Raw genomic sequence first — 12,591 nt, 5'->3', positions numbered from 1 at the left:
TTCACTATCCTGAATTAGTTGACCCAAACATTTATATTGATTAAAATATTTTAAATAGTCTTGGCTCTATTTTTTAGCTATAAACCCCTGCTCAATAAGCACTGTTCAAGCAAAGCTTAGCAAAAATATAAATAGACCTGTACTTCCCCCTTATAATAATCACATCGTTAAGCGAAAAAACAGGCTTATAAGCAGATTAACCAACTTTAGCGCCTAATGAATTTGAGCTTAGACATCAATAATCTAGAACTGTGATCAAAGTTAGTTGACCATTACATTACTTAATTGGTCGAATTTTAAATCAATCTAAAGAGAAAATAAAAATGGAATATATAGTTGGTGAGATGTATTTCTGTCTAAAGTACTATGATGACTTTTTGTGCCTTCCTTCAATTGAACCTTTACTTTACTTAGGAAAAAACCTCCAAGGTTTTCATGAAGGTAAAATTGAAGATGAGTTGTACTTCCAACGACTGGAAGATGTCCATAATAATGGCTGTATTCTAGCTGGAAAAGGAAAGCGCATTGACTCCTTTGATCTAGATTGTGAGATATTAGTGATGTCGTTGGAACGTCTAAACGAGCAGTTATTATTGTGCATCGAAAGGCAGCGTAAGTATCTAATGTTTAGTTCAAATAGATAGTGTTATTAGAGATCGTTGAAATGAACGATCTCAAAAAAGAAAGTGAGGTTAAAACACTGGGGTAAAAAAGGACACGGGTAAAAAAGCACGGGTAAAAAAGCACGGGTAAAAAATGGGTAAAAAAGCGTGGGTAAAAAAGGACAGACACATATTTTTGTCAGAAAATTTTGCGCTTCTCCCATCGTGGGTAACCGTATCATTATTTTTTTGCGCACTGTTAGTGTTAGTTACAGCACTTAGAATTCAGTTGCTTGGCAGGAATATTAGGTATAAAAGGCAAATCGAGGTCGACATTTTGTTTAATAACGTGTTTTTTAAACAAACCAATGAAGATACAACTGTTCAACCTGCGCCTTTGTACCATTTTACATCGTTGCTGGCAGCTTGCTGCTTTAACCGTTGTTTGCTGCCTACAAAATTTGAGTACTGCTGCCTGAAACATTGAATTGATTCAAGCCATTGCGCTTCTTCTATATTCAACGTTAGGAGCACTTTTGGTATGCTTTTGTTGATATGCCCTTTTTTCTTTGGATCTATCTGGCGGCCACTCCAGTCGACTAATTCAATGTAATCCAGTAAGGCAAAGGGGATCGTGCCTTTAATATGATTACTACCAAATAGCTTTAGCTGTGTTGGTTGACTTTCATGTTGAACAATATCTTTTTGTTTGAGGGGTTTATTTGCTTTGACCGTGTCTGTGGTAAAGGCTTTGAAATGCGCTATACGCTCTTGAATTGAGGTAAAATCACTGTCTTCAAGCGTATCGGCTACATTTGCTCTGATAGGATTCAAATCAACGTAGGCCATGCAACTGAGTACTGCTGTTTGATCTAATAATGCCTGTGACTTATAGCGCCCTTCCCAGTACTTGCCCGTGCAGTTATCTTCCTTATTGGCCTCGCGGGCAATGTACTCATTAAGATTTTTCATATACCAGCTGATGTCATAAAGCCTTGCGCGCCATTTAGCGATGATCTCATTGAAAAAGAGCAAGCTCGGCTTATCTAACTGCTCACCATTTAAATGGCGGTCGACTAAAACATGGCCGTTATAAAGTTGATACCAGCGTTCAATTACTTCATCTTCAGACCAATCTAGTGCTTGACGTCTATTGACGTTCACAACAAGGTGGTAGTGATTGCTCATTATCGCGTAAGCAGCAATTTCTATGGCGAACACGCTACTTAATAACTTAATTCGCTCTACTAACCACGCCCTACGGTGATCAAAGTTTTTACCTGTGTATTTATCATCACCACACAAGAATGCGCGTCTCACGCATCGTGAGATTAAGTGATAATAAGATGTGGACGCTAAATCAATCAGCTTTTTTCTTGCGCGAGTCATAAAATATCAACCTTAGTTGAACTGTATGTAATAACAGTAGTTGATACTATGATTTTTGCAAAAAAACTTGTGCCTGTCCTTTCTTTGTTTTCCTGTAGCATCAAACATTTCGTCGGAGTAAATTACAGGGTAAATTGACCTTGTTCTTAAATCATCATTACCAAGTTCATGAAAATCATAACCGATACAAAAGCCAGAGTGATAATCAGCATAATGTGACCACATAAGAATTGACTTTGGGTTTTCAGAAAAACAACAGATTTTGAACATTTGTTTAAAACCCTCAGATGTTTCTTGAACAAGAGAATTTGCTCTCTCTTTCATGACACGACTTAATGCTTCTCCACAAGTCCGACCATAATCAGGTCTATCTGGGTAACTAAGTTCAAGAAGTTTTACTAATGGGTCACTACTTTCAGAAATTGAGTGGATTTGCTGTTCCGTAAGTTCTCCAATCAAATCATTTTCACGAGCAATTGATAGAATTGAATCAGTATTGTCAGGATCTAAGTCTACCTTGTGATGAAATGAGCAATCATAAGGATCATTGAAGTTTTTTGGATCTGATAACCATATTGAATCATCCCTTAAATTCCTTAAAGAGTATTCATTTATGGAACGATACTTATAAAGAGTTTTAGGGACATGCTCATATTTAAGCGAAATAGCCCTATCAATTTGATCTACTGATGTAGTATTAGAAAAAACTAACTTCTTATATTCTTGAAACCAATCCACAACACTGACCCCTGATTTCACCACATAACGAGCCTGTAGATTAACTCGTTTTTAAATTTATTTTTATTGATAAACAAACCATAGCTGAGTTCCTATTTTGGTTCAATTGATTACTGTGTTTTTACGCAGAATATTAAAAAGTGTTTAGTGTGGGTTTTATTCGAGTTTTGGAGGGATTTACGGGTGTTTCAGTGGCTTTATTTTGGCTTAAAAGGGGTTGCCTCTCTTAATGCATCGTGTTTTGCAGCTTTTCTATATTATGAACAAGGCAATACAGTTGCCATTGGGCGTTCACTTTCGCTTGGCTCCGTTGACCCCGTAAGGTCAATTTATTCATGCCTTTATTCACTGTGATATTCCGCTTTTTATTTAAAGGAAAGCCGGTTCAATACAGCCGAATCGTTTGCCATTATTTATAAAAACTCACTCTTCACACTGTTTTTGTTGGCTTTTTTCGTAATAATTAGGATGGGTGTCATCCTAATTGCTTGTTTAACAGCTTGTTAGGCATTTTTTGCCAATTCGAATGCTTCTAGTAAAGGCAGAAGTTTATCTTCTATTTTCTTTTCTCGATTACTAGTTCTAACACCGTCTATAACATCAGTTGAATACCCTTTGATATATGTAGGTGGTAGATGTGCAGCTTCTCTTTCAAAATTGAAAACACATACCCCCTGAAACGTAGATTTATCATCGTCTTTGTCACATGTATAGGTGTAGGTTAAAACACCATCGACTTCATTAATAAAGGTAGCCTTAGAAATCCACTGGGCGTAAGACTCACCGTTTTCTTTAAAAGCTTCACCACGAATTACAAGGTGATTTAAAGTTTGGTCGAAAGCTTCAACCATTATGATTTTTTCATTGTTAGAACCTTTAAACTCACCAACCCAAGTGCCATTAAGGAAAGAAGCACCTAACAAGTGTTTTTTAAGCCACAACCAATTTCGAGCAAGACTCGATAATATTTTGGCAAATAAATTGTAAATACCAACCGCTGAAAGTAACGTTACAATTGGTTTAGCTACACCAAATTCATTGAGAAAAAGAGCTACATTCTCAATCATAAAATACATAACCATAACAGTAGCAACGGTCACATATGAATGGAATTTATGCTCAGAAGTCATGAGTTATCCTTAAATGCCTAACAATTTAGTCTACGACATTTGTCGTTTTACAAACCGACAAATGTCTTTATATTACAATGACTTTATCCTAGCTATAAAATAAACAACTGTAAACAGTTAGTTAGATTCGCCTTACCTTTTCTAAATGTAGCAAAACCCCAAAATGGTGGAGGTCAGTAATATCAGACGTATAGCTGATTAGTTATACCCGTTGATTATTAATTAACAAATTATATTTTAAATATCTGTGTTTAAACCAATAACGCGTTCACCCTTAAACCTGTAACTCGTTATTGTTTATAAAATTAGTTAAAAATCATAATCTACTTCTATTGAATCCTCTGGATTTTTACTTCATATTAAATATTCTTATTTTTTACTTATTATGCTGTTATGTCATTTTTAAAATTTAGCCATGCACTTATCCTCACACTCGCTAGTATCTTACCGCTTACAAGCCATGCTGCGCTTGATAAAAATGAGCGTGAAATAGTAAAACAGGTCGATAAAAACATTCCCCACGCACTTAAAGAAATAGAGCAAGCCGTAAATATTAATAGCGGTTCGCTTAATATTGAAGGTGTAAAAAAAGTAGGCGCGCTGACAAGCGAGCAGCTCAAAGCCATTGGTTTTAAAGTTGAATGGCTTGATGGCAGTGCGTTTAACCGCGCAGGGCATGTACTGGCAACACATGAAAGTAAAAGCCCCGATGCAATAAAAATACTGATGATCGGCCATCTAGATACGGTATTTGCCAAAAACGATAACTTTACTACCTACAAACAGCTTGATACCGATACAGCCAGTGGCCCAGGCGTTGCCGATATGAAAGGCGGTAACACGATAATAATTACCGCACTTAAAAGCTTACAAGCCCTTAATTTACTCGAAAATGTAAGCATAAAAGTGTTACTGACTGGCGATGAAGAAAGCAGCGGTCGCCCGCTTAGCTTATCTAAACAAGCTATTGTTGATGCGGCAATTTGGGCTGACGTAGCGCTTGGCTATGAAAATGGCGATAACAATATAAAAACAGCTATGGCGGCGCGCCGTGGTTATACCGGCTGGACGCTAAACGTAACGGCAAATGCAGCGCATTCGTCACAAATATTTAGCGAAAGCGTTGGATATGGCGCTATTTACGAAGTATCACGCATTTTAAATGATTTTAGAGAGCAACTTGCCACGCAACCTAATTTAACATTTAACCCGGGGCTTATTGTGGGCGGTACAAATGCCGACTACGACAGTGCTAATTCGTCAGCAACGGCATTTGGTAAAAGTAATGTAATAGCACAAACCGTGCATGTTGCAGGTGATTTACGCGCACTTTCGCCAAAGCAGGTAGAAAGCGCTAAAAGGGTTATGCTACAAATTGTGGCTAAAAACTTAGATGGCAGTAAAGCAGAGCTTATTTTTGAAGACGGTTACCCGCCAATGGCATTAACTGATGGCAATAAAAAGCTATTAGAATTATACAGCGACGCAAGCCACGACTTAGGCTTCAACAAAGTAGTAGCCGCCAATCCACGTAATGCAGGTGCGGCTGATATTTCGTTTGCGGCAAACCATGTTGATATGGCACTTGATGGTTTAGGCTTGATGGGCAGCGGTGCGCACACTAAAAACGAAACAGCCGATTTAACCAGCCTTGATAAAAACATTAAAAAAACGGCATTACTCATTTATAGATTAGGGCAGTTATAAACACCTTTAAATTGGTTCTAATCGGTTAGCCGCAACTTGCATTGCAAACTTTCGCAGTGCTTTAAGTTGCGGGCTTTCACTTTGCCAATAATGCCAATACAAGGGCGTATCAATATAATACTCTGGAAATAAGTCAACTAACTCCCCTTTTTGCAGGGAATCACCAAGCTGCAAAGTCGGCAATAAACCATAGCCTAGGCCTGCAATCATGGCTTGTTTAAATCCTTCTGATGAGGGATATATATGTATATACTCTGGCGTTGAGCCGTTAATATCGGCTAAAAACTGGTGCTGTAGCTTGTCATATTCACTAAAAACTAAACAAGGTACCTGCGCCAATTGCGTAAGCGAAGTGAGGTTATGCTGTTTAATAAAGTCAGGACTCGCAATTGCCTTGTAACGTATAGCGCCTAATGGGCTCGCTAACCCGCCATTTACAGGCTCAGAAGATGAGCTAATACATACCATTACCTCGCCGTCTTTCATTCTTTTATGGGCGATAGATTGATCCTCTGAGATCACTTCAAATCTAAATTTACAATCAGATTCTGTATCTAGCATGGCTAGCGCTTCTGGCAACCATGTGGCTAGTGAGTCAGCATTGGCAGCCAACTTTACACTAAGAGGTGTGTTTAAGCTGGAGTGCTCGTTAAGTGCATCTACGTTTAAAGCAACTTCTAACTGCAGGACTTGTTGTAAATGATTAAGTAAACGCTTGCCAAGAGCGGTTGGGCGCGGTGGCTGCGTCCTAATTATTACAGGCTCTCCAAGTTTGGCTTCGAGTTGATGAATACGCCGACTTACTGCCGATTGCGTAATAAATAGCTTTTTAGAGGCTTTTTCAAACCCGCCTTCACTAATAACCGCCGACAGTGCATTGAGTAGTTGATAATCAATCATGATTTTTACGCATATAACCTTAAATATATTCATTGGATTTGTAACAGAGTACCCCCTACTCTGCAAGGCATTGAATGATTGAGTGGATTTAAAGTATGTCGTTTTTATCGGGTGTGATGCTGGGGCTAAGTTTAATTATTGCCATTGGCGCGCAAAATATTTGGATTTTAAGCCAATGCATGGCTGGCGCTAATCGGTTTGTTTTAGCCACGGTATGCATTATTTGCGACGCGACTCTTATTTTAATAGGTGTATTTGCAGCAAATGAATTACAGCAGTTATTACCGGGATTACTGCCTTGGTTAACATGGGGCGGTATTGCGATGCTATTATACTTAGCGTATGGATCTGCAATGCGAGCGATTAAAGGGACTTCGGGTTTAAAAATAAGCCAAGTAGAAAAAGTAAGCTGGTGGAGTACTGCCCTTTCGGCTTTTGCAATCAGTTTGCTAAATCCACATGTGTATTTAGATACCGTGTTATTACTTGGCAATATTGGCGCTTTACAACCAAACCCAATGCATTTTGCACTTGGTGCTTGTGTTGGGTCAATAATTTGGTTCAGCACTTTAGTGCTTTTTGCACCTAAACTTAAAAGTATATTAAGTTCATCATTTAGATGGCGAATATTTGATACCACAATTGCAGTTATATTATGTTTTGTGGCGTTTGGGCTTTATAACGTACCTAGCCAATAATAAAAAAGCAGCGACTTTTAACAAGCGCTGCTTTAATTTTATCTGCTCAGGCTAATGCATTTTTACTGCTAGCCTTAAGTTTATAAGTTAAGACATTATTTTAAACAATAAATCTCTAACTGTTGCAGGCTCAAATGGTTTATCACAAATGGCATCAACGCCAGCTTGAGCAATATTGGCTAAGTGAGTGTCGTTTGCTTCTGAACTCACCATCAAAATAGGGATATGTGAGTAAGTGTTTGACCCTCTGACGGTTTCGGTTAGCTCTTTTCCATCCATTTCAGGCATATTATAATCAGTAACAATCAAATCGAATGACTGTGTATTTAATTGTTCGATGGCCTGTTTGCCATCTTCAGCTTCTACTGGTGCTGGGATCCCCATCCCCGCAAGTACGCGAATAATGTGTTTACGCGCAAAGCGACTGTCATCAACTACAAGTACACGTAATAAAGTAATATCAAAGTGTTCAAGCTCAACTTCTTCTTCACTAATAATATCTAAAGTAGCTTTAAGTGCGCGCGTTATAGATTCAGCACTAAATGGTTTAGGCAAAATAGCTAATACACCCGACTGCCTTAACTGCTCTAAGTACTTTTTGTTACGCTCACTTGACACCAACATAAATGCTTGGTTTTCTGTTAGTGGATTTGATCTGATTTTTTGTAGTAAGGAGTCAGCGGTACCGTCTGAAAAGTACATACTACTAATAACTAAATCAGGCTGGTAACTATTAAGCATTGTTAGTGCTTGTTCTTGCGATGTTGCTTTTTCAACCTGCTTTACACCACACTGAGTCAGTGATTTTATAATAAGCTTTTGTTGAACATCTGAAGGCTCTACTAATAATATTGATAAGTTTGCTATTGCTGTTAAATCACTCATTTACATCTCTTCAGTGTTGTTATGTTTACAGTATGACGATTAATGTATAAGTTAAGATTATAGATCAACAATGTACAAGCGAAGGAGAAATACTTTATAAAATTGTAAAATAAATATAAATAGCGTATTTATCACACATAATCACCAACTTAATTTAGCTATTTTGAATATACTCAAGCGCAGTCATTTTTTTATAACTCACATTGGGGTGTAAAATATGAGCTGGTTCGGGGTCTACAACTTCAATGGGAATGTTGTAATCACGCGCTATTTCTATCGCCATTTGCGTAATATTAACGCTAAACGAAGTCCCCATAAATACAATTTTATCGGCATTACTCATGCGTTTTTGCGCTTCGCTAATTCTATAAAGCTCGGTGTAATACTCATCAAACAATAAAACAAAGGGTTTAAAAGAATAATTAAGCTCAGGTGATCGGTTTTTAATATTAAACACTTCAAATAAGGAGTCGTGCAGGCAGCTTTCATCTACCTTTTCCCACGGAGCGGCAAACGGGGTTACATCATCGCCTTGATGGTGAAATAGCGTCATTTGATCGAGCCTGCCATGAATAGCAATGTAATTTTTATTACCTGCTTTGCCATCAAGCCCATCTATATTTTGAGTAATTAGGTTTTTATCACTCAGCCAATGGTGTACGTCGTTTGGACCATGGTTGCGATACGTTGCAAAGCGATGGTAATACCACGCTAAAAACTCTTTCGGTGCGTTTTTGTACATTGCGCGCGTTGCCATTTCCATAGGTGTATAATTTTTACTGCCGATGGTCCAATAACCATCCTCCCCTCTAAAGGTTGGAATACCGCTGGCTGCGCTTACTCCTGCTCCTGTGATGTAAAGAGTGTTCACTTTTCAGCCTCGTAACCCAGTACATTAGTACTTACTTGCTGTTTATTGTCAATACCGCCAATTCGATATAAAACCCCATTGTGTTCAAGTAAACCACGGTGATCCATACTCTTTACCTCAACCGGTGATAAAACCTGCCATCCATTTTTTTCGATATTAAAGCGCCAAACATGATCACTTGCTGGTGCAGGTTTACCGTCGTAGCCTATTGCGCTGTAATTATATGGATTGTTAGAACCTGCCAGCATATAAATATTGCTATTATAGCTGGTGGCTGCCATTCGATAGTGGGCGGAACCTGTTGGATGTGGCAATGTGCGCCAATCTATTTTTTGTGGATTAGTTGAATCTATTGTACCTTTTAAGCACTGTGCTACGCCTGCAAACGAGCGACGCGAATCAGGATTGGCTTGTGTTTTAACGCCATCACACACAACAATTGTATTGCCGCTAATTGCTGCCGCTTGACCAAATACGGGAGCACCTAAAAATGGTGAGGCTTGCTCCCATGTATTATTTCGCGTGTCGTATACTTGTACTAAATTTACGTTGCCGTCGTTATGCCAACCGCTAATTAAGTAAATGTAACGCGCTTTGTAGCTCAGCGCTACGCTATCATCTACAGGCACTGGCATATTGGCTAAAGGAGTATAGGTATCTTTTATTACGTCGTACCTATATACGTCGGGGCTTGAAACTTCAGTATGATCCTCTGCAACTGTATAGCCGCCAAACACATAGGCGTATTCACCTAAACCGACTGCGGTACTTGCTAAGCGCCCTTTTAATGGCAAGCTTGAAGGCACACCAGTTTTAGATTGCCACTGTGAATCGCCAACTTTAAGCGCCCACACTTTGTTATGCACTGACGAGTACTGTTTATCGCGGCCTAATCCCATAAAACTTAAAAAATAAGGCTGATTTTTAATAATAACTTTAGCCACAGCATTATTTGCAACAGGCTCAGGTAAAGCAGGAAGACTTGCTAACGCAAGCGAAAAAAGAAGGCTCATAAGACAAATAATTTAATAAGGATTAATACTCTCAGATTAAATTATTTTGCCCTTAGGAGCCAGCGCTTAGCATCTAAATAATCAAATGCTTTAAACTTAATATAAGTTAATAAGCAACACTAATACGTTGGTTTAAGTGTGCAGCTTTTTGTGCTTCGTCAACTAATGCTATTGCATAATCAGTGACTGATACTTTGCTTTCACCAGCTTCATTTGTAAAAAACTGATCTCCGCCAATACGATAAGGACCTTCACTTTCACCAGGATAAATTACTGCAGCAGGGCTTACAAAAGTCCACGAAGCAGAACTAGTGGTCGTTTTAAATACATTTAATGCTTCACCTTGTGCGAGTGCTTCATCTTTGTAATCTGCAGGGAATTCAGGTGTTGATACAAGTGTTACCCCTGGTGCAACCTCTAAGCTACCCGCACCACCTACCCAAATCAAACGCGTGCTTGTTCCATTTAAAGCTGTTAATAAACGCTCTGCGGTTTGTGCAACTAATTCATGATTACCTACTGCACGTCCGCCCACTGAAGCAATAAGTACATCTATACCTTTAAGTACTGAAGCAATATTATCTTGGCTTTGTAAATCAAATACGCGAACGGCAGTTGTATTATCTGTTATTTTCGCTGCGTCACGTACAATGCTGACCACTTCTAAACCGCGCTTAGTTGCTTGTTGTACGATTGTGCTGCCAATCCAGCCTGTTGCGCCTAAAACTGCTACTTTCATTATCTGTATCCTATTATTGAGTTAATGAAGTTAGTTTACTTGCACACTTTTAAGTGATAAATACACTGTTACGATACATATTAGTTCATAATAAGTTACTAATGGATAAAATTACTGCAATTACAAGCTTTGTAGAAGTTGCCCGCTGTGGCAGCTTTACTAAATCTGCTGAGCACTTAAATCTAAGCCGCTTACAAGTTACTCGTCACGTACAAGAAATAGAACAGTGGTTATCGTTGAGATTATTTCATCGCACAACACGTAAAGTAAGTTTAACTATTCAAGGTGAAGAAGCATTAATTTACTGCCAACAAATACTCAGTACAGTCTCTGATTTAAAAAGTCGTGCTCATAGCCATAATAATGAACTAGTTGGTACAATCAGAATTGCATCGCCTATTGGGCTGGGTCAAAATTTATTATTTGAAAGAGTGGAGCAATTTTTACAACTACACCCCAAAACAAATGTTCAGCTTGTACTTTCGGATAACTTATCACAGTTGGTAGACGAACGTGTTGATGTGGCACTGCGCTATATTGAACAACCTGATGATCAACATATTGCCCGTAAACTAATGCATATTGATGGTGTGTTATGTGCCTCGGCAAACTACTTAGCTGAGTCGCCCCCCTTAATTAAACCTCAGGACTTACTAAATCATAATTGCCTAGTGCACAGTAGTGCGACAAAATGGCGAATAATATCGGCAACAAATGATCAAAAAGTTGCAATTAAGGGGAATTTGCAATCAAACGAAATGGGCATTTTAGTTAAAGCGGCAATTAGGGGGATGGGAATTGCTAATATTCCTTGCGATTTAGCAAATAAACACTTAAAAAATGGCGAGCTAGTAGAAGTCTTGCCGCATTATTATTCACCTGGCCATAGCCTATGGGCGGTGTACCTATCACGAAGTTATCAGCAAACGTTAGTACGTACATTTATTGATTTTTTAGCACTCAATTGGCAACAAGATATTAAAAAAAGTAGTTCAGCATAGGCATTAAATTAATAAAAATGACTACATAACTTTAGCAACATTTGCGCCTTTAATTTTGTACATAGCTTGATCGGCATACTTAATGAGTTGATGATCAGTTTGTCCATCATTAGGGTAATTGGCAATACCAATACTAGGAGAGATATTGAGACTTAATTCATCCAATTGAAATTCAGCCTTAAATTGAGCTAAAATTTTACGCCTAATAACAACACTTTCGGTTGGTGACTTTAAATTATCTAAAATAATTAAAAACTCATCCCCACCTAAACGCCCTACAGTGTCATATTCCCTCATTACATTCGACAGCCTCTGTGCAATGCTATGCAACAACTTATCACCAACGTTATGACCATAAGTATCATTTACAGCTTTAAAGCCATTTATATCAATAAACAGTAGTGAAAAAAATAAATTATCTCGGTGAGCTTTTACAATTACTTTTTGCAATCGATCCATTAATAACGAACGGTTTGGTAAACCCGTTAATGCATCATGCCCTGCCATGTAATAAAGCTGCTCTTCCATCTCTTTTCGCTCGGTAATATCGTGAGCCACTGCAATTCTTACTTGATGTTCTTCAGACCAGCGAACAGACCATAGTATGTGGACTAATTGTCCATCTTTTCTGAGCCAACGATTTTCAAAACGAGGGTTTATTAACTCTCCTGATAAAAGCGAAGCAATTGCATTGTGCGTTTTTTGATGATCTCCAGAATAGACATAATTAATCATTTTTTTACCAACAACTTCATTGGCTGAATAACCAAAAATTCGCTCAAACGCGGCGCTAACAAAAACAAATGTACCTTGCTTATCTACAACACAAACAGCATCAAGCATTAAATCAAGTACTTCTTGTAAATCCACTAACCCACTTTTTATCATACCTGCTTGCCTCTAGGTTTAATGAAGCTA

13 protein-coding genes are annotated in these 12,591 nt (G+C 38.3%); 4 read left to right on the top strand and 9 right to left on the bottom strand.

Features of this window, described 5'->3' with window-relative positions:
• Positions 1–323: 323 nt before the first annotated feature.
• Entirely contained in the window at positions 324–644 is a 321-nt protein-coding gene (locus tag LOS73_RS04675) for a hypothetical protein (protein WP_033016158.1), read from the top strand.
• A 342-nt stretch (positions 645–986) separates the two neighbouring features.
• On the opposite strand, the gene LOS73_RS04670 is transcribed toward LOS73_RS04675, so the two are convergent.
• The 3 genes from LOS73_RS04670 to LOS73_RS04660 form a co-directional block, all read right to left on the bottom strand.
• A complete protein-coding gene (locus LOS73_RS04670) occupies positions 987–1,991 on the bottom strand; it encodes a transposase (RefSeq protein ID WP_239462886.1) in 1,005 nt (334 codons plus the stop codon).
• Positions 1,992–2,003: 12 nt separating this feature from the next.
• Complete coding sequence (locus tag LOS73_RS04665; protein ID WP_457934569.1) at positions 2,004–2,729, bottom strand: DUF2971 domain-containing protein; 726 nt, start codon at positions 2,727–2,729, stop codon at positions 2,004–2,006.
• Positions 2,730–3,232: 503 nt separating this feature from the next.
• The gene (locus LOS73_RS04660) at positions 3,233–3,859 is read right to left on the bottom strand and encodes a hypothetical protein (protein ID WP_457934568.1); all 627 of its coding nucleotides are present in this window, start codon (positions 3,857–3,859) and stop codon (positions 3,233–3,235) included.
• A gap of 393 nt (positions 3,860–4,252) precedes the next feature.
• On the opposite strand from LOS73_RS04660, the gene LOS73_RS04655 reads away from it, so the two are divergent.
• Positions 4,253–5,566, top strand: coding sequence for a M20/M25/M40 family metallo-hydrolase (locus tag LOS73_RS04655; protein ID WP_457934567.1), 1,314 nt, complete (start codon positions 4,253–4,255; stop codon positions 5,564–5,566).
• Between the two features lie 6 nt (positions 5,567–5,572).
• Here the strand turns inward: LOS73_RS04655 and LOS73_RS04650 are convergent, their stop codons facing one another.
• The gene (locus LOS73_RS04650; RefSeq protein WP_457934566.1) at positions 5,573–6,466 is read right to left on the bottom strand and encodes a LysR family transcriptional regulator ArgP; all 894 of its coding nucleotides are present in this window, start codon (positions 6,464–6,466) and stop codon (positions 5,573–5,575) included.
• 95 nt (positions 6,467–6,561) lie between these two features.
• Between LOS73_RS04650 and LOS73_RS04645 the strand changes: the two genes are divergently transcribed.
• Positions 6,562–7,164 carry a LysE/ArgO family amino acid transporter gene (locus tag LOS73_RS04645; protein WP_457934565.1) on the top strand — a complete coding sequence of 201 codons (603 nt, stop codon included), beginning with the start codon at positions 6,562–6,564 and terminating at the stop codon, positions 7,162–7,164.
• 87 nt (positions 7,165–7,251) lie between these two features.
• Here LOS73_RS04645 and LOS73_RS04640 read toward each other — a convergent pair whose 3' ends face one another.
• From LOS73_RS04640 to LOS73_RS04625, 4 genes are all read right to left on the bottom strand, one after another.
• On the bottom strand, positions 7,252–8,049 hold the full coding sequence (locus LOS73_RS04640) for a response regulator transcription factor (RefSeq protein ID WP_033030834.1): 798 nt from the start codon (positions 8,047–8,049) through the stop codon (positions 7,252–7,254).
• A 154-nt stretch (positions 8,050–8,203) separates the two neighbouring features.
• A complete protein-coding gene (locus tag LOS73_RS04635; RefSeq protein WP_457934564.1) occupies positions 8,204–8,920 on the bottom strand; it encodes an SIR2 family NAD-dependent protein deacylase in 717 nt (238 codons plus the stop codon).
• Positions 8,917–9,933: a Kelch repeat-containing protein gene (locus LOS73_RS04630; RefSeq protein ID WP_457934563.1), complete on the bottom strand. Its 1,017-nt coding sequence runs from the start codon at positions 9,931–9,933 to the stop codon at positions 8,917–8,919. Before LOS73_RS04630 ends, LOS73_RS04635 begins: the two co-directional genes overlap by 4 nt.
• Positions 9,934–10,039: 106 nt before the next feature.
• Positions 10,040–10,672: an NAD(P)-dependent oxidoreductase gene (locus LOS73_RS04625; protein WP_007379043.1), complete on the bottom strand. Its 633-nt coding sequence runs from the start codon at positions 10,670–10,672 to the stop codon at positions 10,040–10,042.
• Between the two features lie 101 nt (positions 10,673–10,773).
• On the opposite strand from LOS73_RS04625, the gene LOS73_RS04620 reads away from it, so the two are divergent.
• Positions 10,774–11,673 carry a LysR family transcriptional regulator gene (locus tag LOS73_RS04620; RefSeq protein ID WP_008138147.1) on the top strand — a complete coding sequence of 300 codons (900 nt, stop codon included), beginning with the start codon at positions 10,774–10,776 and terminating at the stop codon, positions 11,671–11,673.
• Positions 11,674–11,694: 21 nt separating this feature from the next.
• Here the strand turns inward: LOS73_RS04620 and LOS73_RS04615 are convergent, their stop codons facing one another.
• Positions 11,695–12,561 (bottom strand): diguanylate cyclase domain-containing protein, encoded by an 867-nt coding sequence (locus tag LOS73_RS04615; protein ID WP_033030826.1) that lies wholly within the window; start codon positions 12,559–12,561, stop codon positions 11,695–11,697.
• Between the last annotated feature and the right edge of the window lie 30 nt (positions 12,562–12,591).

The sequence above is a fragment of the Pseudoalteromonas sp. SCSIO 43210 genome, assembly GCF_054133285.1.
This window is presented reverse-complemented; position numbering and strand designations above follow the sequence as displayed.